The organism is Enterobacter cloacae complex sp. HYC080_NIDB (assembly GCF_056673325.1).
The window spans coordinates 2,336,674-2,360,626 of record NZ_CP114212.1 but is presented as its reverse complement, the minus strand read 5'-3'; the positions used below and the strand labels follow the sequence as shown (position 1 = coordinate 2,360,626).

At 59.5% G+C, this 23,953-nt stretch carries 6 protein-coding genes; 3 read left to right on the top strand and 3 right to left on the bottom strand.

All coding sequences use genetic code 11. The annotated features are described in order from the left end of the window. Window positions 1-45 precede the first annotated feature (45 nt). Window positions 46-1,047 carry a type I glyceraldehyde-3-phosphate dehydrogenase gene (gene gap / locus O1723_RS11090; RefSeq protein WP_014883763.1) on the bottom strand — a complete coding sequence of 334 codons (1,002 nt, stop codon included), beginning with the start codon at window positions 1,045-1,047 and terminating at the stop codon, window positions 46-48. Between the two features lie 190 nt (window positions 1,048-1,237). Here gap and cybB point away from each other — a divergent pair, with 190 nt between their 5' ends. Continuing rightward, window positions 1,238-1,768 (top strand): cytochrome b561, encoded by a 531-nt coding sequence (cybB, locus tag O1723_RS11085; RefSeq protein ID WP_014883764.1) that lies wholly within the window; start codon window positions 1,238-1,240, stop codon window positions 1,766-1,768. A 90-nt stretch (window positions 1,769-1,858) separates the two neighbouring features. Here cybB and O1723_RS11080 read toward each other — a convergent pair whose 3' ends face one another. Then, window positions 1,859-2,926 (bottom strand): oxidoreductase, encoded by a 1,068-nt coding sequence (locus O1723_RS11080; protein ID WP_014883765.1) that lies wholly within the window; start codon window positions 2,924-2,926, stop codon window positions 1,859-1,861. Between the two features lie 13 nt (window positions 2,927-2,939). Beyond that, window positions 2,940-3,683, bottom strand: a complete 744-nt coding sequence (locus tag O1723_RS11075) for a DeoR/GlpR family DNA-binding transcription regulator (RefSeq protein WP_014883766.1) — start codon at window positions 3,681-3,683, stop codon at window positions 2,940-2,942. A 738-nt stretch (window positions 3,684-4,421) separates the two neighbouring features. Here O1723_RS11075 and O1723_RS11070 point away from each other — a divergent pair. Both O1723_RS11070 and O1723_RS11065 read left to right on the top strand, forming a co-directional pair. Further along, the gene (locus O1723_RS11070) at window positions 4,422-5,759 is read left to right on the top strand and encodes a TolC family outer membrane protein (RefSeq protein WP_023337257.1); all 1,338 of its coding nucleotides are present in this window, start codon (window positions 4,422-4,424) and stop codon (window positions 5,757-5,759) included. Window positions 5,760-5,880: 121 nt separating this feature from the next. Next, entirely contained in the window at window positions 5,881-23,886 is an 18,006-nt protein-coding gene (locus tag O1723_RS11065) for an Ig-like domain-containing protein (RefSeq protein WP_248190558.1), read from the top strand. The last annotated feature ends 67 nt before the right edge of the window (window positions 23,887-23,953 follow it).

Below are 23,953 nucleotides of genomic sequence, written 5' to 3'. Positions count from 1 at the left end.
AATCCCCTCGCCCCTTTGGGGAGAGGGTCAGGGTGAGGGGGAATTTCACAGCGCGGCGAACTTATCCAGCGTACGCACCAGCTGCGTCACGAAACCATACTCGTTGTCATACCACGCGACGGCCTTCACCAGTTGCAGGTCTCCCGCTTCCGACACCTCCGTCTGTGTGGCGTCGAATACCGAACCGTAGTGCGAACCAATCACGTCTGACGACACAATTTCATCATCGGTATACCCGAACGATTTATTCCCCTGGGTCGCCTTTTTCAGCGCAGCGTTGATCTCCTCAACGGTAACTTTCTTGCCAAGAATGGCGACCAGCTCGGTGACGGAGCCGGTTTTTACCGGCACGCGCTGCGCGTGGCCTTTCAGCTTGCCGCTGAGCGCAGGGATCACCAGGCCGATGGCTTTTGCCGCACCGGTCGTGTGCGGAATAATGTTCTCAGCTGCTGCCCGCGAGGCGCGTAGATCTTTCCCGCGCGGTCCATCGACCAGCGCCTGGGTGCCGGTGTAGGCATGGATGGTGGTCATGGTGCCCACTTTTATTTCAAACGCATCGTGCAGGGCTTTTGCCAGCGGGGCCAGGCAGTTGGTGGTGCAGGACGCGACGGAAATAATGGTGTCACTGGCGTTAATCGTGTCGTCATTCACGCTATAGACGATGGTTTTCATGTCACCTGCAGGTGCCGAAATCAGCACTTTTTTCGCACCTGCGTCCAGATGTGACCGGGATTTCTCTTCAGAGGTGTAGAAGCCGGTGCACTCCACGACAATATCCACCCCCGCCGTTTTCCATGGAATATGCTTTGCCTCTTTCTCCGCGTATACCGCAATGGTCTTACCGTCGACGATCAGCGCATCTTCAGTGAAATCTACGCTCCACGGGAAGCCCCCGTAGTTGGAATCATGTCTTAGCAGGTAAGCCAGTACTTTCGGGGAGGTGAGGTCGTTGATGGCGACGACAGTATTACTGTCCTGAGTTTCAAGAAGGCGGCGCAGAACAAGGCGTCCAATGCGTCCGAATCCGTTAATGCCAATTTTACTCATTGTGTTCTCCTGTGAACATGTCGATACGACAGTTTGAACTCATCCAGGCTTAGACCATCACGGACAGGGCGGCAATTGAAGATACTTCATCCGCAGGGAAGTGACTGAAAAGTCATACAGAAAAGTTAATGAATTTTTAAGGAAAGGAGATTATGTTGGCGCGGTGACTGTTTTTTTTTCAGGAAATCCCATGCGTACTAAATATTCAAGCCTGCAGATTGCGATTCACTGGCTGGTGTTTTTGTTAGTTGTCGTCGCCTACTGCGCGATGGAGTTTAGAGGCTTTTTCCCGCGTACCGATCGCCCGGTGATAAACATGATCCACGTCTCCTGCGGGATCTCGGTGCTGGTGCTGATGGTGGCGAGATTGCTCATCCGCCTTAAATATCCCGCACCGCCTATTCAGCCGAAACCCAAAGCGATGATCACCGGTATGTCGCACCTTGGGCATCTCATCGTTTATCTGCTGTTTATTGCGCTGCCGCTGATTGGCATTGTGATGATGTATAACCGCGGAAACGACTGGTTTGCCTTTGGCCTGCTGATGCCGCATGCGGCGGAAGGGAATTTTGATCTGGTGGATATGCTGAAGGAGTGGCACGAGACGCTCGCCAATCTCGGCTATTTCTTGATTGGTCTGCACGCGGCGGCGGCGCTAATGCATCACTATTTCTGGAAAGACAATACGCTGCTGCGCATGATGCCGAAAAAGCGTCAGTAGTCTTTTCGCCCGGCGGCGCTTCGCTTGCACGGGCCTACAAACGGCTCAAACTCGTAGGCCGGGTAAGCGCAGCGCCACCCGGCTTGTTTTTTAACGCAGCAGAGCACGCTCTTCAGCCGTTAACGCCAACGTCTGCGTTATCCCGGTCTCTGATGATTTCACCGCCGCTTCCAGCACAGCCATGACCGCTAACGCCTCGACAGGGTGAACAGGATGGGGGATTTCCCCGCGCAGCGCATCACGCACGTGGATGTAATACTGGCGCTGGTCGCCTTTCGGCGTGACAACCGTCTGCGTTGCACCGTCTGCCCCGAAGAACACCATGCTGTCGCTGTCTTCTCCCCAGGTTTCGCTGCCGGGGATCACACCCGCAAGCAGTTGTGCTTCCTGCTGATCGATTCTGGCCTTCACCACGCTGCCTTTATCCCCGTGAACGGTAAAGCGCGCCGTCCCGCCAGCGACCAGCATGCTGGCGTGCAGAATAACCTTGTGCGCCGGGTAATTTAAAACTACATGCGCCCAGTCGTCGATCTCCGCACCCTCGCGCAGCGTCGCGATATTCCCCTGAACCGACTCAGGCAGGCCAAACAGCTGTAGCGTCTGGTCGATCAGGTGCGGCCCCAGGTCAAACCACAGACCGCTACCGGGAACGTTCTGCTCGCGCCAGCGCACGCGGACTTCCGGACGGAAGCGATCAATATGCGACTCCAGGTGCTTGACCTTGCCGAGCGTGCCTTGCGCAATAATCTGTTTAATGCCGAGGAAATCGCTGTCCCAGCGGCGGTTATGAAAAACAGAGAGCAGGAGCTGTTTTTCATCCGCCAGCGCGATCAGGTCGCGGGCTTCCTTCATGTCGAGGGTAAAAGGCTTATCCACGACGACATGTTTCCCGGCGTTCAGGGCCAGCGTAGCCAGCGGGGCGTGAGTGGCGTTAGGCGAGGCAATCACCACCACGTCGATATCAGGATGCTGAATAGCCTCTTCCGGTGTCGCGACCACAAGCACATCCGGAAGATCGCGTTTTACCTTCTCTTCATCACGGGAAGAGACCACCGCCAGCCTAAGCCCGTCCACGGACTGGATCAGCGGAGCATGGAAGGTTTTACCCACAAATCCATACCCGATCAGCGCAATGTTGATTGTTTGAACTTTACTCATGACCTTCTCCACGTTATTGCGCGCATACGGTGACCTGTAATGCGCCAGGGTCCCCAAGCTCAGGCCAGGGACGATCTAAAAAGAGTTGATGAATGTCGGATAACCCCGAAACCAGATACGGTTCACAGCGGTTAACTTTCAGATGGTCGGCCACGATCCAGTGTTCATGGCTTGCGGCGAGCATCGCACGTTTCACCTCAGCATCGGCCTCTTTACCGGCACTCAGACCGAGTTCGGCATGAATGGCGCACGCCCCAAGAATGGCGATATCTGCCCGATAGCGGGAGAGCAACGACAACGTGGCGCTTCCGGCAAACAGGCGCTGTTTCGGGTCCCATTTCCCGCCGAGCAGGATCAGATCAATGTCTTCCCGGTCGCTAAAATGCTGGGCGATGTCCAGCGAAGTGGTGATCACGGTGTGAGGCCCCTGAAGAAAGGTCGCGACGGCCATCACCGTGCTGCCGGCATCCAGAAAGAGGGTGGAACCGGCTGGAACCGCCTGCGCGACCTGTTTCCCCAGGCGTTGCTTGGTTTCAGGCAGCAGCGTGTTGCGGCCCTGACGATTCATGGCGGAAAGATTAAGGGCGATAGCGCCACCGTGGTTCTTCTGGGCCAGCCCCTGATTTTCCAGGTCGGTGAGATCCCGACGGATGGTATCTGCTGAAACCTGCAGCTTTTCTGCCAGCTCAGTAATGCTGGCCTGACCTTGTTCGCTCAAAATATCAAGGACATAACGTTGACGTGCGGTCTTGTGCATGGCTGCACTCCTGCAAAATGTCGCAATAATTCGCATAATACAGCATTTTTGCGCAGAGGGAAGCAGGGGAGTGGGGTAAGCGGTCGGGAGGTGCAGTCATTCCGTTAGGTGATTATTACATTTGTATTAAGCAGATATCATTAAGCCGTTTTGAATGTTAACCACAGTGTTATTGTTATGTTTTATTTAATGATTTGGGTTATGTAACCATTATAATACCATTGCATGGAATAAAACTCTGTAAATAAGATTTATAATGGCGATTAATCTCTTACTTTAGTTTTTTAATGGATTTTTATTTTGGCGTGAGGTCGGTAATAACTTAAATTGACACTTCTTTGAAAATCTTTGTGTCTGACGCTCCTGGAAATTAACGCAAAAATGTACAGAGAGTAGATTAGGAATTTTCCTTAAATAACAGAGGGTTTATATGTTTCATTTGAAATACCCCTTTTATGGTTTTGTCCAGAAACCCCATCTTTTTTCTTATTTGTAACACCACATTAACATTGTGGGTGTAGTGGCCTATACCACATTTTGTTATGCTGCAAATCAGTTTAAGAAATAAGTAAATTCTTAATTGAAATAAGACGACGGACTTTCTCACTTCCAATGGAAATGGGTATGGGGGAGTTTTACCTGAAATTCAGTGAGGACGCTAAAGAAGATATTTGTCTAATTATCTATACCTCTTTTTGGGTAATTGCCTGAGTTTGGCTCAGAGTCAGGGAGATAAAAATGACGATATTGCGAAAGCCTATGTTACGCCGATTTACAACAGCACTGGCATTAATTTCATTCGCCATAAATACGGCTTATGCCAATAGTCACCAGGCAGGGATTGCCGCAGTGGCAAAGACGACCTTAAAAGAAAGTATTCTTTTTGCTATCGATCGCGATCCCTCAATTAGTCAGCAGGCCGCGCAATTAGGTATTGGTCAGGCGCAAATAGATGAAGCGCGTAGCGGCTGGATGCCACAAATCGCGTTGAACGGGAGCACGGGTCATAGCCAGACCACCGATTCCAGCGGATCGCTGAAGAATTCTGCGGCCTGGGGGATTAGCCTGACCCAGCTGCTGTACGATTTCGGGAAAACCAATAACAGCATCAGCCAGTCTTCCGCCCAGCGCGATAGTTACCGCTACCAGCTGATGAGTACGCTCTCTGATGTGGCGGAGAAAACGGCACTCAGCTACGTGGAAGTTAAACGCTATTCCGATCTGCTCCAGGCGGCAAAGGACAACGTTCAGGCGCTTAAAAATGTTGAGCAACTGGCAAAACTGCGTGCGGATGCAGGGGTGAGCTCCACTTCCGATGAACTGCAGACCCGCACGCGTATTGCTGGCATGCAGGCAACGGTCGCGCAGTATAACGCCGCCTTAAACAGCGCCCGCGCAAGGCTTGCGGTCTTAACCGGGATGCAGGCTGATGCTTATTCGCCCGTGCCTGCGAACCTCGCCGTTGAGCCTGATTCGCTTAACCGCATTGATTATTCCTTGATACCCACGGTGTTAGCGGCGCAGAACCGGGAGCGTTCGGCCCAGTACGGCGTGGAAACGGCGAAGTCCCAGCACTGGCCGACCTTAAGCCTGAAGGGGGGGCGTACCCGTTATGAGTCGGACAACCGTTCTTACTGGGACGACCAGATCCAGCTCAATATTGATGCACCGCTATATCAGGGCGGCGCGGTCTCCGCACGTGTGCGTCAGGCAGAAGGCGCACGGGCTATGGCCTCTTCTATGGTTGATCAGGCGCGCTTCGATGTTCTGCAAAAAGCCTCCGTTGCGCAGGCTGACTGGACCGGTGCACGGGGAAGAATGGAAGCCGGTAAGCTGCAGCTGGAAAATGCACTGCGTGCCCGTGATGTTTATAAAAATGAATACACCCTGAGCAAGCGGAGCATTAATGATTTGCTTAGCGTTGAGCAGGATGTCTGGCAGGCCACGTCGGCAAAAATAATCGCTGAGTATGATGGGTGGAGTTCGGCAATTAATTATGCTTCCGCGGTTGATAATTTAATGTCGCTTATTGGAATAGAGAAAAACGCTGCCGCAAAATTACCCGATTTGAGTTAAAAAAAGACGCGCATAGCTGCGCAAAATAAGACTGAAAATAATGGGTGTTTTTTCCCAGGGATAGCTACATCCATCTGGTGGACATATCCACAGGAATCCGCACACCTGCAAGGAGAAGAATATGAGTAACGTAAAGGTTGTTGATGTCATCATTCGCAAAACGGCAGAAAAAACGAAATTAACCGGAGACGGAAATCTCTCGGTATCCATTTCATCGCCGAGTGTGATTGAAATCCAGGGCTCAGCTCAGGATGTGGTGCGTTATGTCCGCCAGGGTAAAGACCTTCTCATTTATATGAAAGATGGCAGCGTTATTCGCTGTAATAACTATTTTGTCGAAGATCCTGAAACCCATCATCAGTCAGAGCTGGTATTCAACGATCATCAGGAACTGACGCATATTTCTTTTGCCGATGCCGGGGAAGTGTCTGGCGCTGCTGTCACTGAGTTAACCGCCCAGGCCACACCCATTAGCAGCATTGAACCTTTCCTTGAGCAGGAAAGTGTCCTGAGCGATGCGCCGTGGGGCTGGATTGCGGGTGCTGCCTTAGGCGGTGGCGCCATCGGGGCGCTGCTGGCCAACGGTGGTGACGGCGAAACGAAAACGAAAGTCATTGATAATACCAAAGAAGTGGAAAGTGCCACGCCGACCTTTTTGCTGTCGGACAAGGTGGGTGACAAGCAGGGTGTGCTGAGCGCGAACGCGATCACGGACGATAACACCCCGACCTTTAGCGGTAGCGGCCAACCGGGCGCGACCATTCAGATCAAAGACAGCAGCGGAAGCACCATTGCCAGCGCGATGGTGGGTAAAGACGGCACCTGGACGGTGAAACTCCCGACCCAGTCTGACGGAGAGCATACGTGGTCGGTCGTGCAGATCGACGGCAGCAAAACCACCTCTGCAGGCAGCATCACGGTAACCGTCTCCACGGCCGAGGCCACCATTACGCTGGCGACAACGGCGGGTGACAACGTGATAAACGCCAGCGAGCAGTCTGCCGGTTTTACGCTGTCCGGCAGCAGCCAGCATCTGGCGAAGGGAACCGACGTTTCCGTGACGCTGAACGGTAAAACCTACACGGCGGAAGTAGGGGCCAACGGCGCGTGGAGCGTAAAAGTGCCAGCGGCAGACGCGCAGGCGCTGGGCGATGGCACCTGGACGGTCAACGTCAGCGGCAAAGACGCGGCGGGGAATACCGTGAGCGGAAGCCAGACGATTGGCGTGGATACCGCTGCGCCAACGCTCTCTGTCGATACGCTCGCGCAGGACAATATCATCAATGCCGCCGAGCACAACCAGCCGCTGACGCTGACCGGTAAAACCAACGCGGAAGCCGGACAAATTGTGACGGTAACGCTGAACGGCAAAAACTATAACGCCACGGTGGGCAGCGATGGCACCTGGTCCGTCACGCTTGCCGCCAGCGAGGTGCAGGCTCTCAGTGAGGGCAACCACACCCTGACGGTGAACGTCAGTGACAAAGCGGGTAACGGTACATCAGCGACGGCAGATTTCTCGGTTCATACTGCGGCGCCGGTCATTACCATTCACACCGTGGCGGGCGATGATATTCTCAATACCAGCGAGCAGGGCCAGGCACAGATTATCTCCGGCCAGGCGAGCGGTGCCGCCGCAGGCGATGTGGTGACCGTGACCGTGGGCGGTAAGACCTTCACCGGCGTGGTGCTGGCAGACGGCAGCTGGAGCGTAGGCGTCCCGGCGTCCGTTGTGGGTGCGCTGGGAGAAGGCCACCACACCCTTTCGGTGTCCGTGACCAATGCGGCAGGCAACACCAGCAGCGCCACGCACGGCATCACGCTGAGCGGCAACCCGCCGGAATTCACGATTGACGCCATCAGCCAGGATAACGTGCTGAATGCCCAGGAGACGATGCAGCCGCTGAGCCTGTCCGGCACCAGCAATCTGCCTGACGGCAGCACCATCACCGTCACGCTGAATAACGTGAATTATCCGGCCACCGTCGAAAACGGTATCTGGTCCATCCAGGTGCCGGTTTCCGACGTGTTGAATCTGGCGAACACGCTTTACACCGTTACCGTTAGCGGCACCGACAGCGTGGGCAACAGCGGTTCTGCCGAAGCGAATCTGCTGGTGGATACCGTGCTGCCGCAGGTCATTATCAACACCTTTGCAGGCGACAACCTGGTCAATAACGCCGAAGCGGGCGTGGATCAAACCCTCAGCGGTCGCGTTACCGGCGCGGCGGCGGGCGATACGGTGTCTGTTACCGTGGGCGGTAAGAGCTACAGCGCCACGGTAGGCAGCGATCTCACCTGGAGCGTCACCATTCCGTCGGCGGATCTTCAGACGTTCGGCGATGGTGATTTAACCTTCACCGCATCGGTAACCAACGGGCACGGTAATACCGGCACCGGCGAGCGTGATATCAACATCAACGCTCAGCTGCCGGGTCTGCGCGTGAACACCATTTCCGGCGATGACGTGATCAACGCCATCGAACAGCAGCACGATCTGACCGTCACCGGTGCCAGCACCCATCTGGCTGCGGGCACACAGATTGTCGTTACCATCAATAGCGTCGAGTACGTCACCGCGGTTAACGCCAGCGGCAACTGGCAGATTGGCGTTCCGGCTGCGGATCTTCAGGCCTGGACGGCGGGCGAGGTGACGGTCAACGTCAGCGCGAAAGATGCCTGGAACAACACCGTTTCGGCAGAACACCCGATTGAACTCGACCTCAACGCCGTGGCGGTCACCATTGATACCGTCTCCAGCGATGACATGCTCAACGCGACAGAAAAAGGCAGCGATTTAACCCTGTCCGGCCAGACGCAGGGCGTGGAAGCGGGGCAGACCGTGGTGGTGAAATTCGCCGACCAGACCTTCACCGCCCAGGTGCAGCAGGATGGCTCCTGGAGCCTGACCGTACCGGCCAGCGCGATGGACACGCTGATCGACGGTCGCGCACAGGTGAGCGTCAGCGTCACCAACATCAACGGTAACACTGCCGACGCGTCGCGCGTGGTCACGGTGGATACCCTGCCGCCAGCGATTACCCTCGATAACCTGACCGCGGATAACATCATTAATGCGGCCGAAGCGCAGCAGGATTTAGTCTTAAGCGGCAGCAGCACGGCAGAATCGGGCCAGACGGTCACCGTAACGCTGAACGGCAAAACGTACCAGACCACGGTCCAGACGGACGGTACCTGGCAGTTGAGCGTTCCGGCGGCTGACGTTGGCGCTCTGGCCGACGGTATCGTGACCGTGACGGCCAGCGTGAGCGACGTGGCGGGTAACACCAGCAGCGCCGATCGCGTCGGTCTGGTAGACGCAACCGTGCCGCAGGTGACCATCAACGACTTTGTCACCGCCACCAACACCATTAACCAGCTTGCCCATTCTCAGGCGCAGATCCTGAGCGGCTCCGTGACCGGCGCGGCAGCGGGCGACCGGGTGACCATCACCATCAACAATGTGGATTACACCACCGTGGTGGATGCGGCGGGCAACTGGAGCCTCGGTCTGCCAGCGTCCGTGGTGCAGGGGCTGGCCGACGGTACCTGGACCATCGACGTCTCCGTGACCGACAGGTCCGGTAATACCGGAAGCAGTTCGCTGGATGTGGTGGTGAATACCGTGACGCCGGTCATCGGTATTAGTACCCTGGCAGCAGATGACGTGATCAATGCGACCGAGAAAGGTCAGGATCTGCAACTCTCCGGTACCAGCAACCAGCCGGAAGGAACCCGTATCACCGTCACCCTGAACGGCATCGACTACACGGCTATTGCAGATGCCAGCGGTAACTGGAGCGTCACCGTACCGGCGACGGCGGTAGGTGCACTGGGCGAAGCGCATTACACCGTGACGGCGAACGTGACCGACAGCGTGGGCAACAGCGCCTCTGCAAGTCACGATGTGCTGGTGGACAGTTCGCTGCCGGTTGTGACGATCAATACCCTGGCGGGCGATAATATCGTTAACGCAGCGGAGGTTGCGGCAGGGCAAACCCTGACCGGTAAAGTGACTCACGCGGCGCCAGGTGACACTGTCACGATTATCCTTGGCGGCCCGACATACACGGCCACCGTGCAGGACGATCTCACCTGGAGCCTGCCGTTAAGCGAGGGCCAGTTAACCGCGCTCGGCAATGGCGATTTGACGCTGTCAGCCAGCGTCACCAACGCCCACGGTAATACCGGCTCATCCTCTCTGGACTTCACCATCGACGCCCAGCTTCCTGGACTGCGTATTGACACCGTGGCGGGCGATGACGTGATTAACATCATCGAACACGGTCAAAACCTGATTGTGTCCGGCTCCAGCACCGATCTGGTCGCGGGCAGCACCGTCACGGTAACCATTAACGGCAGCAACTATTTCGCCACCGTGCTGGCGGACGGCACCTGGAAGGCGGCGATCCCGGCCGCGGATGTGTCGCAGTGGGCGGAGGGTGCGCTCGATATCAAGGCAAGCGCACAGGATACCTCCGGCAACCCGGTGACTATAGGCACCGTTGTGGATGTCGATCTCGCGCCTGTCGCCATCACCATCAGCAGCGTGACCGACGATAACGTGCTCAACGCGGCGGAAAAAGGTCAGGATCTGCTGCTTTCCGGCACCACCTCCAATGTGGAAGCGGGTCAGACCGTGACCATTACCTTTGCGGGTAAAACCTGGACCACGACCGTAGATGCCAACGGCGACTGGACGTATACCGTACCGGCAGCCGATCTGAGCGGCCTGAAAGACGGCGACGCCAGCGTGCAGGTTAACGTCACCAACGCGAACGGCAACGCGGCATCGTCCGCGCAGGAATTCAGCGTCGATACCACTGCGCCAACGGTCAGCATCAACACCATCAGCAATGACAATATGCTCAACGCGGCTGAGGCGGGGCAGGATTTGACCCTGAGCGGCTCCACCACGGCCGAAGCCGGCCAGACGGTGACGGTCTCGTTCAACGGCAAGCAGTACACCGCGCAGGTGCAGGCGGACGGCAGCTGGACACTCAACGTGCCGGCGGCGGATCTGGCAGGCATCAGCGACGGTAACGCCACGGTCACGGCATCGGTTTCCGATAAAGCCGGTAACCCGACAAGCGCGGATGCCTCCGTTCTGGTGGATACCACCGTGCCACAGATTAGCTTCAACATCGTCGCGGGCGATGACATCGTGAACATTGCTGAGCACGGTCAGGCGCTGATCGTCTCCGGTAAGGTGACGGGCGCGCAGGCGGGCGATGTCATCACGGTGACCCTGAACGGGAAAGACTACACCGCAATGCTGGATGCGTCCGGGAGCTGGAGCGTGGGCGTTCCGGCAACGGACGTGGGCGCGCTGGTGAACGGCAACCTGACGATTGCGGCGACACTCACCGATAAAGCGGGTAACAGCACCACCGCAACGCATGACGTTGAGGTCTCCCTGACCGCGCCGGTGATTGCCATCAATACCCTGGCGGTTGACGACGTGATCAACGCGGCCGAAAAAGGCCAGGACCTGCTGGTTTCCGGCAGCAGTAACCAGCCGGACGGCACCACCATTACGGTGACCCTGAACGGCATCAGTTACACCGCCATCACGGACGCCAGCGGCAACTGGAGCGTCACCGTACCGGCGGCAAACGTCTCGGCGCTGGGCGAAGCGAGCTACGCCGTGACGGCAAACGTGACCGACGCGGCAGGTAACAGCGCGAGTACCAGTCACAGCGTTGTGGTCGACAGCGCGCTCCCGGTGGTGACCATTAATCCTGTCGCCACGGATGATGTGATTAATGCGGCAGAGGTCGCCGCAGGCCAGACCCTGAGCGGGAAAGTGAGCGGGGCAGTGAGCGGTGACACTGTCACTATTTCCATCGGTGGCAATATCTACACCGCCACGGTACAGGACGACCTGAGCTGGTCGGTCAACGTGCCGTCCACGGTCTTAACCGCCATCGGTAACGGCGATCTGACGGTGTCCGCCAGCGTCACCAACGGCCATGGCAATACCGGCACCGGCGAGCGCGACATCACCATCGATGCCAGCCTGCCCGGTCTGCGCGTCGATACCGTCGCGGGCGACGATGTGATTAACAGCATCGAACATGCGCAAAACCTGATTATCACCGGGTCAAGCGATGGCCTGGCAGCCGGTTCGGCACTCACGGTAACCGTCAACGGAAAAACCTACGCGGCAACCGTGCTGGCAGACGGCACCTGGGCGGCGGCGATCCCGGCGGCAGACGTTAGCGCGCTGGGCACAGGCACGGTCACCGTAACGGTTAACGGCCAGAGCACGGCGGGCACGCCGGTCACCATCAGCCACGACGTGAAGGTAGATTTGGCCGCAGTCGCCATCAGCATTAACCCGATTGCCACCGACGACGTGATTAACGCGACGGAAAAAGGCGCGGACCTGGTCCTGTCCGGCTCCACCACCAATGTGGAAGCTAACCAGACCGTCACCATTACCTTCGGCGGCAAGTCGTACACCGCGACGGTCGATGCCAGCGGCAACTGGACGACCACCGTACCGTCTGCCGATTTGGGCAGCCTGAAAGACGGCGACGCCAGCGTACAGGTGAGCGTGACCAACGTGAACGGCAACAGCGCGTCAGCTGGCCGTGAGTACAGCGTGGACGCGACGGCGCCGACGGTCTCGATTGACATCATCAGCGACAACAACATCATCAATGCGGCCGAAGCGCAGCAGGATCTGGTCATTAATGGCGTGACCAACGCCGAAGCGGGCCAGACGGTGACGGTCACGCTGAACGGTAAAGACTACACCACCACCGTAGCGGCAAACGGCAGCTGGAGCGTAACCGTGCCGTCTGCGGATCTGGGCGCGATTGCTGACGGTAACTACACCGTCAGCGCCGCCGTCGCGGATAAAGCGGGCAACCCGGCCTCTACCGATCGCGACGTGCTGGTTGATACCACCGTTCCACAGCTGACCATCCACACCGTATCCGACGACGATGTGATCAACAGCGCCGAACATGCGCAGGCGCTGATTGTCACCGGTTCTGTGTCCGGCGCGGCGGCGGGTGATGTGGTCACCGTGACGATCAACAACAAATCATACACAGCCACTCTGGATGCCTCCGGCAACTGGAGCGTGGGCGTACCGGCGGCGGATGTGACCGCGTTGACCGCGGGAGATTACACCATCACCGCGGCGCTGACCGATAAAGCGGGCAACAGTAACAGCACCACACACAGCGTGGAGGTAAACCTGAGCGCGCCGGTGCTGACCATTGACACCGTTTCCGGTGATGATGTGATCAACAGTTCAGAGAAAACCCAGGATCTGACGATCTCCGGTACGGCTTCCGGCCTGGCGGCAGGCGCGGCGGTGACCGTGATGCTCAACGGCAAAGCGTACGGCGCAACGGTGGACGCTAACGGTAAATGGACGACCACGGTTCCGGCGGATCAGGTCGGTCAGCTGGGTGAAGCGCTTTACACCGTTACCGCGTCAGCAACGGACGGCGTTGGCAACAGCACCAGTACCTCTCATACCGTGAATGTCGAGTCCGTTCTGCCGGGTGTCATTATCAACACCGTGGCGGGCGATGACGTCATTAACGCAGCTGAACTGGCGGCAGGCCAGAGCATCAGCGGCTCGGTAGTCAATGCCGAAGCAGGCAACACGGTTACCGTGACTCTCGGAGGCAAAACGTATACCGCGACGGTCCAGAGCGATCTCACTTGGTCCGTTAACGTGACGCAAGCCGAACTGACAGCGCTGGGCAACGGCGAGTTGACCGTATCTGCCAGCGTAACCAACGGCGTGGGTAACAGCGGCTCCGCTGAGCGCGATATCACTATCGACGCTAACCTGCCTGGGCTGCGCGTCGATACCGTCGCGGGCGACGATGTGATCAACAGCATCGAACATAATCAAAACCTGATTATTACGGGTACAAGCGACGGGCTGACGGCGGGCACGGCGCTGACCGTCACCGTGAACAATAAAACCTACCCGGCGACCGTCCTGGCTGACGGCACCTGGAGTGCGGCGATCCCGGCGGCGGATGTGGGTGCCCTGGCGGCAGGCACGGTGACCGTTACCGTGGCAGGCCAGAACGGTGCGGGTAACCCGGTTTCCATTAATCACGATGTGACGGTGGATCTGGCGACCGTTGCCATCAGCATTGACGCCATCGCTTCAGACGATGTGATTAACGCGGCCGAGAAGGGCGCGGAGCTGGTGCTCTCCGGCACCACCTCGAACGTGGAAGCAAACCAGACCGTCACCATTACCTTTGGCGGCAAGAATTATACCGCCACGGTGGATGCTGAGGGTAAATGGACCGCCACGGTGCCAGCGGGCGATCTGGCAGGTCTGAAAGACGGCGACGCCAGCGTACAGGTGAGCGTCACTAACGTGAACGGCAACAGCGCGTCGGCGGGCCGCGAGTACAGCGTGGACGCCACTGCGCCGTCCGTGACCATCAACACGATCGCGGGTGACGACATTCTCAATGCGGCCGAAGCGAAGAGTGACCTGATCGTGTCCGGCACCAGCACCGCCGAGGCGGGCCAGACGGTGACCGTAAGCCTGAACGGTAAAGACTACACCGCAACCGTCAGCGCGGACGGCAACTGGACGCTGAACGTTCCGGCGGCGGATGTTGCGGCGCTTGGCGACGGCAGCGTGACCGTGACCGCGAGCGTGAGCGACAAAGCGGGTAACCCTGCTTCCGTTGACCATAACCTGACGGTAGATATCACCGTGCCAGCGGTCACCATCAACACCGTGGCGGGCGACGACGTGATTAACATCGCGGAGCACGCTCAGGCGCAGATTATCAGCGGTTCCGCCACCGGGGCGGCAGCGGGCGATAAGGTCACCGTCACCCTCGGCGGCCAGACGTACACCAAGGTGCTGGACGCGGCGGGCAACTGGAGCGTGGGCGTCCCGGCGAGCGTGATTTCCGGCCTTAGCGACGGCACCGTAACCGTCACGGCGTCAGTCACCGATGCCGCAGGCAATACCGGCACCGGCAGCCATAACGTGACCGTCGATACCGGCCTGCCGTCGGTCGGCTTCAACACCCTCAGCGGCGACAACGTGCTGAACGCGGTGGAGAAAGGCCAGGACCTGAGCGTCAGCGGCACCAGCGCCAACCTGGCAGAAGGCACCGTGGTCACCGTGACCCTGAACGGCAAGCAGTACACCGCCACCACGGCGGCGGACGGCAGCTGGAGCCTGACGGTTCCGGCGGCAGATCTGGCGGGTCTCGGTCAGGCCAACTACACCCTGAGCGCGACGGCGACCAACGGCGTGGGCAACAGCGTCAGCAACACCGCGAACCTGCTGGTGGATACTGCGCTGCCGACCGTCACCATCAACACCGTGGCGGGCGATAACGTTATTAACGCGGCGGAAGTGGCGGCCGGGCAAACCCTGAGCGGTACCGTGGCGAATGCCGAAGCGGGTAACACCGTGACCATCACCCTTGGCGGCAATACCTACACCGCGACGGTACAGAACGATCTGAGCTGGTCCGTAAACGTACCGTCTGACGTGCTGACCGCGCTGGGCAACGGCAGCCTGAGCGTGACGGCGACCGTGACCAACGGCCACGGCAACACCGGTTCCGGCGAACGCGAAATCGTTATAGACGCTAACCTGCCGGGCCTGCGCGTCGATACCGTGGCGGGCGACGACGTGGTCAACAGCATCGAACATGCGCAAAACCTGATCGTCACTGGATCCAGCGACGGACTGGCGGCGGGCACGGCGCTGACCGTCACCGTTAACGGCAAAGATTATGCGGCTACGGTGCTGGCGGACGGCACCTGGAGCGCGGCGATCCCGTCTGCCGACGTGAGCGCGTGGCCGGAAGGCAGCGTGAAAATCAGCGTCACCGGCGACAGCGCGGCGGGTAACACGATTAGCATCAGCCACGACGTGACGGTGGATCTGGCGACCGTTGCCATCAGCATCAACGCCATCGCCACCGACGACGTGATCAATGCGGCGGAGAAAGGGGCAGATCTGGTGCTGTCCGGTGCGACCACCAACGTGGAAGCCGGGCAGACCGTGACCCTGAGCCTGAACGGCAAGATCTACACCACTACCGTTGATGACAGCGGCAACTGGACGTATACCGTACCGTCCGCGGATCTGGCACACCTTAAGGACGGCGACGCCAGCGTGCAGGTGAGCGTCACAAACGTTAACGGCAACAGCGCCTCGGCGGGCCGCGAGTACAGCGTGGACGCCACCGCGCCGTCCGTGACCATCAACACGATCGCGGGTGACGACATTCTCAATGCGGCCGAAGCGAAGAGCGATCTGACCGTGTCCGGCACCAGCACCGCCGAGGCGGGCCAGACGGTGACCGTAAGCCTGAACGGTAAAGACTACACCGCAACCGTCAGCGCGGACGGCAGCTGGACGCTGAACGTTCCGGCGGCGGATGTTGCGGCGCTTGGCGACGGCAGCGTGACCGTGACCGCGAGCGTGAGCGACAAAGCGGGTAACCCTGCTTCCGTTGACCATAACCTGACGGTAGATATCACCGTGCCAGCGGTCACCATCAACACCGTGGCGGGCGACGACGTGATTAACATCGCGGAGCACGCTCAGGCGCAGATTATCAGCGGTTCCGCCACCGGGGCGGCAGCGGGCGATAAGGTCACCGTCACCCTCGGCGGCCAGACGTACACCACGGTGCTGGACGCGGCGGGCAACTGGAGCGTGGGCGTACCGGCGAGCGTGATTTCCGGCCTCAGCGACGGCACCGTAACCGTCACGGCGTCAGTCACCGATGCCGCAGGCAATACCGGCACCGGCAGCCATAACGTGACCGTCGATACCGGCCTGCCGTCGGTCGGCTTCAACACCCTCAGCGGCGACAACGTGCTGAACGCGGTGGAGAAAGGCCAGGACCTGAGCGTCAGCGGCACCAGCGCCAACCTGGCAGAAGGCACCGTGGTCACCGTGACCCTGAACGGCAAGCAGTACACCGCCACCACGGCGGCGGACGGCAGCTGGAGCCTGACCGTTCCGGCGGCAGATCTGGCGGGTCTCGGTCAGGCCAACTACACCCTGAGCGCGACGGCGACCAACGGCGTGGGCAACAGCGTCAGCAACACCGCGAACCTGCTGGTGGATACCGCGCTGCCAACGGTCACTATCAACACCGTGGCGGGCGATAACGTCATTAACGCGGCGGAAGTGGCTTCAGGCCAGACCATCAGCGGCAGCGTAACGAACGCGGAGGCGGGTAATATCGTCACCGTGACCCTTGGCGGTAACAGCTACACCGCGACGGTGCAGAACGATCTGACCTGGTCCGTGAGCGTGCCGGAGTCTGTTCTGACGGCGCTGGGCAACGGCGATTTGACGGTGTCAGCGACCGTGACCAACGGCCACGGCAATACCGGGGCGGGCGAGCGCGAAATCGCTATAGACGCCAGTCTGCCGGGCCTGCGCGTTGATACCGTCGCGGGTGACGACGTGATCAACAGCATCGAACACGGTCAGAACCTGATCGTTACCGGCTCCAGCGACGGGCTGGCGGTGGGAACCACGCTCACCGTGACCGTCAACGGCAAAACGTATGCCGCCTCCGTGCTGGCAGACGGTACCTGGAGCGCGGCAATCCCGGCGGCAGACGTGGGTGCGCTGGCAGCAGGCACGGTCACCGTTAACGTGGCAGGCCAAAGCACCGCGGGTAACCCGGTCTCCATCAGCCACGATGTGAACGTGGATCTGGCCGCGGTCGCCATCAGCATTGATGCGATTGCTACCGACGACGTGATTAACGCGGCGGAGAAAGGCGCGGATCTGGTGCTTTCAGGTAGTACGTCGAACGTTGAGGAAAACCAGACCGTTACCATCACCTTCGCCGGGAAGACGTACACCGCGAAAGTGGATGCCGACGGCAACTGGACGGCTACCGTGCCTTCCGCAGATCTGGCGGGCCTCAAAGACGGCGATGCCAGCGTGCAGGTGAGCGTGACTAACGTGAACGGCAACAGCGCCTCTGCGGGCCGCGAGTACAGCGTGGATGCCACCGCGCCAGCCGTCACCATTGATACGGTCGCGGGCGATAACGTGATCAACGCCAGCGAAGCGTCCGCAGGCGTGGCCATCTCCGGTACCACCACCGCGGAAGCCGGGCAGACGGTTACCGTGACGTTGGGCGGTAAGAGCTACACCGCGCAGGTGCAGCAGGGCGGTATCTGGAGCGTCAACGTGCCGGGCACCGATCTCTCCGCACTGGCGGATAACGGCTATACCGTGCAGGTCAGCGTGAGCGACGCGGCGGGTAACCCGGGCAGCGCGGGTAAAGCGATTACGCTTGATACCACGCCACCGACCGTCAGCGTTAACGTTGTGGCGGGCGATGACGTGATCAACAGCGTGGAACACGGACAGGCGCAGATCGTCAGCGGCACGGCAACCGGCGCGAACGTCGGGGATAAAGTGGTCATTACGCTGGGTTCGAACCAGTACACCACCACCGTTGACGCCAGCGGCAACTGGAGCGTGGGCGTGCCGGCCAGCGTGATTTCCGCCCTGACCGACGGCACAGTGACGCTGAGCGCAACCATTACCGACAGCGCGGGCAACAGCAGCACCCAGACGCACGACGTGGTGGTCAACACCGCCTCCGTGGCGTTGACGGTAAATACCCTCAGCGGCGATGACGTTATCAACGCGGCAGAAGCGGGTAATGCGCTGGTGATTAATGGCTCCAGCGCCCAGTTTGCCAGCGGTACGCAGGTGACCGTGACCCTGAACGGCAAGACCTACACCGCCACGATTCAGAGCGACGGCACCTGGACGACTACCGTCCCGGCCGCCGACGTAGGCGCACTGGCCGATGGCGCACGCTATCAGGTGTCTGTTTCGGCGCAGGACAGCGCGGGTAACAGCGCCTCGGCAACGCACGACATCAGCGTAAATACCACCGCGCCGGTGGTAAGCATTGCGACGCTGTCGGGTGACGATGTGCTGAACGCGGCAGAAGCGCAGCAGCCGCTGACGGTTCACGGTGCCTCCAGCGCCGAGGCCGGCCAGACCGTTACCGTGACGCTGGGCGGCAAAACCTATACCGCTACCGTGGCCAACGACGGCACCTGGACGGTGGACGTACCCGCGGCGGATCTGGCCGCGCTGAGCCAGGGGGCGCTGACGATGACCGCCTCGGTCAACGACAAAGCCGGGAACAGCGGTCAGACGACGCACACCTTAACGGTGGATACCGTCGCGCCGACCGTGACCATCAGCACCGTGGCCGATGACGACATCGTTAACAATGCCGAGCAGCTGACGGGCCAGACCATCAGCGGTACCACCACGGCGGAACAGGGCCAGACGGTGACCGTCTCCTTCAACGGGCACAGCTATCAGGCCACCGTCGGGGCAGACGGATCGTGGTCGGTCTTCGTGCCGGGCCGTGACTTCCTCGGCCTGAGCGACGGGCAGTACGCGATTACCGCCACGGTGAGTGATAAAGCGGGTAACCCGGGCAGCGCAACGCACGACGTAACGCTGAACGGTGACGTCCCAACTATCACCATCAACACCTTTGCGGAAGATGACATTGTCAGCGCCGCCGAACACGGCACGCCGCTGGTCATCAGCGGCACCACCGACGCGCCTGCGGGCCAGACGGTGACCATCACGCTGAACGGTAAAACCTACACGGCGACCGTTCAGAATGACGGTACCTGGCGCTATACGGTCGGAAGCGCAGACGTGACCGCGCTGGCGGACGGCGGTTCGTACGTCATTAACGCGCAGGTCAGCAACACCATCGGCAACAGCGGCAGCGATAACCACAGCGTCACCGTGGATCTCACCGCGCCGTCGATGGGCATCAGCATTGATTCTCTTCAAAACGACACCGGCCTGAGCGCGAGTGATTTCATCACCAACGACGCTCAGGTCGTGGTCAACGGCTCGCTGACCGCGCAGCTCGGCAATAACGAGAAGGCGCAGATCAGCCTCGACGGTGGCACCACCTGGATTGACCTGACCGTGACCGGCACCACATGGCGTTATACGGACGGCCGCACCCTGACCGACGGGACCTATCAGTATCAGGTGCGGGTGATTGATAATGCGGGCAACGTGGGGTCAACGGACAGCCAGGACGTGGTCATTGATCTGACGAAACCGGCGGCAACGACCATTACCGTGGATTCCGTTTCCCAGGATACCGGCCTGTCCGACAGTGACTTCATCACCAGCGACAACCAGATCAGCCTGAAAGGGACGCTCGGCGCGGCGCTGGGCAGCGGTGACCACGCGCAGATCAGCCTCGACGGCGGTCTGACCTGGACCGACGTCAGCGTCAGCGGGCTGAGCTGGACGTATGTCGATGACCGTACGCTGGCCGACGGAGATTACAACTACCAGCTGCGCGTGATTGACGACGCGGGGAATATCAGCGCCACCACCAGCCAGGTAGTGACCATTGATACCGTCGCGCCGGACGCCAGCAAAACCATCGTCATCGACCGCATCAGCGACGATACCGGCCTGAGCAGCAGCGACTTTATCACCAACGATACGTCCCTGACGCTGCACGGCTCGCTCGGCGCGACGCTGGCTGACGGCGAGTACGCCCAGATCAGCATCGACGGCGGCGTCACCTGGCAGAACGTGATTGTGACCGGCAACAGCTGGTACTACGTCGACAGCCGCACGCTCGGGAACCAGACCTATGACTACTACGTTCGCGTGGTGGATGCGGCGGGCAACGTGGGGGCCAGCGCTCATCAGCAGGTGACCGTTGATACGGTCGCCCCGGATGCGGCGATTACGGTGACCGTGGATAACATTACCGTCGACACCGGGTTTGACAACAATGACTTCCTGACCAGTTCGACCTCGTACACGCTGCACGGCACGCTTGGCGCAGAGCTGGGGGCGGGTGAGTTCGTTCAGGTGAGCATGGATGGCGGCACCACCTGGGTGTATGCCACCGTGAGCGGGACCCAGTGGAGCTACAGCGATACGCGTACCCTGACCGACGGTAGCCATAACTACCAGGTGCGGGTGATTGACCAGGCGGGTAACGTCGGGGCAACTACCTCGCAGGCGGTGACGGTGGATACTCAGGCGCCGCAGTATGGCATCACCATCGACAGCATCAGTGAAGATACCGGTCAGTCCGGGAGTGATTTCATCACGATGGACACCACGCTGACCATTAACGGCTCGCTGGGCAACGCGCTGGCAAACGACGAGCGCGTGCAGATAAGCCTTGACGGCGGGAATACCTGGTCTGACGCCACGGTCACCAACCAGCGCTGGAGCTACACCGATACCCGCGATCTGGCGGACGGCGATTACACCTACCAGGTGCGGATCATAGACCAGGCGGGCAACGTGGGCTCTACCGCGTCGCAGGTGGTGACGGTGGATACCACGCCGCCAGACACGGTGGGAACGGTCGTGAGCTATACCGACGTTGAAGGGGAACGTACGGGCACCTTTGGCAGCTCGGTCGCCACTGACGATAACTCACCGGTGATCAACGGGACGCTCAACCGCGCCCCGGACGACGGCGAGATCGTCCAGCTTTACCGCGATGGCGTCTTGCTCGGCCAGGTGACCATGAACGGCAGCGCAAGCTGGTCCTTCCAGGATAACGGCCTGAGCGATGGCAATCACACCTACATTGTGCGTGTCACCGACAAGGCCGGTAACTATACGGAATCGGACGGCTTTGTGCTGAGCGTGGATACCAGCATACCGACCACCACGGCGGCGATTACCGCGCAGACCACGTCGGATACCACGCCGATCGTCAGCGGGACCGTCTCCGCCGATCTGGTGAACGGTGAGTATCTGGTGGTGACGGTGAACGGGAAAACCTACACCTCTCAGACGGGCGGTGCGGTGGTGGTCGATCCGGATCACAACACCTGGTATCTGCAGATCCCGGACAGCGATGCGCTGAACGTCGCGAGCTACAGCGTGACGGCGCAGGTGAAGAGCAGCGCGGGTAACGGCAATACCACCGGGACGACCACCGGCAGCCTGGTGATTGACACCACCACGGTGAATACCGACTGGGCAACCACGGCGGGGAACAGCAACAACTCCACCATGACCCTTGGCATGAACAGCAGCGGTCTGTGGAATATCATTGCGAACGGCCAGTCTTACTCCAGCAGCGATAGCTCGACCTATGCCGGAAATACGCTGACCAACACCCGTAATTACTACGTGGTGAGCCAGACCGCCGCTGACTTTGACCGTAACGGCACGCAGGACATTTTCGCCACGGAGAACACCTACGCGGGATCCACGCAGGTGATGTGGACCTACGATGGTAGCACCTATAACGCCAGCCAGCTGGGAATGGGCACTACCATCTGGTACGGCGGCGTGATTGCGTACGACAAAACCGGTGATGGTTATCTGGATTTGGCCTACGGCGATGCGGGTGCAGACTCCATTACATACCTGATCAACAACAACGGGGTACTGTCGCCCGACGGCACCAACGGCGGCGCAGGTTTCTGGGGACAATTCACCACCATGCGTGAAATCTCCGGCGTTGACCTGAACAACGACGGTACGGTGGATATTGTTCAGCACACCAACCGCAGCGGCGCGTACTCGTTAACCGTAATCAACAACAACGGCAACGGCACGCTCTCTATCGGCCAGAACCTGACCAACGTGTTTGTGGTCAACGCCGCGAACACCACCACGGCGGCGTCCATGACGTGGGCAGACTTCAACGGCGATGGCTACATGGATCTGTACCTGGGCAGCAGCTACAACAACAACGGCGGGGTGATCTACTACAACGACGGCACCGGGAAGCTCTCAACCACCAAGAGCGCGGTGGAAGCCTCTAACGCGTCGGCGGGGTATCTGTCGGTGGCGGTGGACTGGAACGGCGACGGGCAGATGGACATCATCAAGCTCAGCACCTACGGCGCGTCACAAACGGCGACCCTGTTCACCAACAACGGGTACGGTTCCACCTGGACCTCCAGCCAGCTGGCATCCGGTATCGCCTACGCTACCGGCGTGGCCGCGGTGGACTACAACTGGGACGGCGCGAAGGATCTGCTGGTGTCTCAGCAGAACGGCAAGGTGGTGCTGGTTCAGAACAGCAAAACCATTGCGGACGGCACCGCGATGCATCTGCACATTGTCGATAGCGAGGGTATCAACGCTTACTACGGCAACACGGTCAACCTGTATAACGCCGCTGGCGTGCTGGTGGCCTCGCAGATCATCAACGCCCAGTCCGGTATCGGGTCGAACGATACCTCTGCGCTGGTGAGCTTCTACGGTCTGGATCCGAATGAAACCTACTCGGCAGAGATTGTGAAGATCACCAACGGTGTGTCGGATAACGTCACGTGGAGCGGTCTGGACGCGGGCAACGGCAAAGAGGGCTACGTCCTGACGGCCGAAGCGGCGACCGGCGGCCACAGCGGGACAATCACCGGGACCGGGTATAACGACACCTTCATTGCAGAAGATGGCACCTATACCTACAACGGCTCCGGCGGCTGGAATACCCATTCCGACTACGACACCTGGAGCAACACCGGTGGGATGGACGTGGTGGATTACCGCAATGCGACCTCCGGCGTGACCGTTGACCTGCGCCTTTCAACCGCACAGGACACTGGCTTTGGTACCACACGGCTGTTGAATATTGAAGGCATTAACGGTTCGGACTTCGACGATGTTATCACCGGCAACAGCGCTGATAACCGGTTCGAAGGCCGCGGCGGGAATGACACCTTCAACATCGGCAGCGGCGGTCACGATACGTTGCTCTACAAGCTGATCAACGCGTCGGATGCCACGGGCGGTAACGGTCACGATGTGGTGAACGGCTTTACCGTCGGCACCTGGGAAGGGACGGCGGACACGGACCGTATTGACCTGCGCGATCTGCTCTCAGACAGCGGCTATACCGGCACGGGCTCAGCGAGCTATGTGAACGGCGTGGCGACGCTGGACAGTAGCGCGGGCAATATCACCGATTACATCCGCGTGGTGCAAAACGGCAGCAATACCGAGATCCAGGTTGACCTGGACGGTACCGGCGGCCAGTTCTCGCCAACCACTCTGGTGACGCTGAACGGCGTGCAGACGGATCTGGCGACGCTGCTGGCAAATCATCAACTGTTAATTGCGTAAAACCCTGCCGCGGGGAGCGATCCCCGCGGCCTTTTGGCATTTCTATACACGAATAGCGTTAACCCGG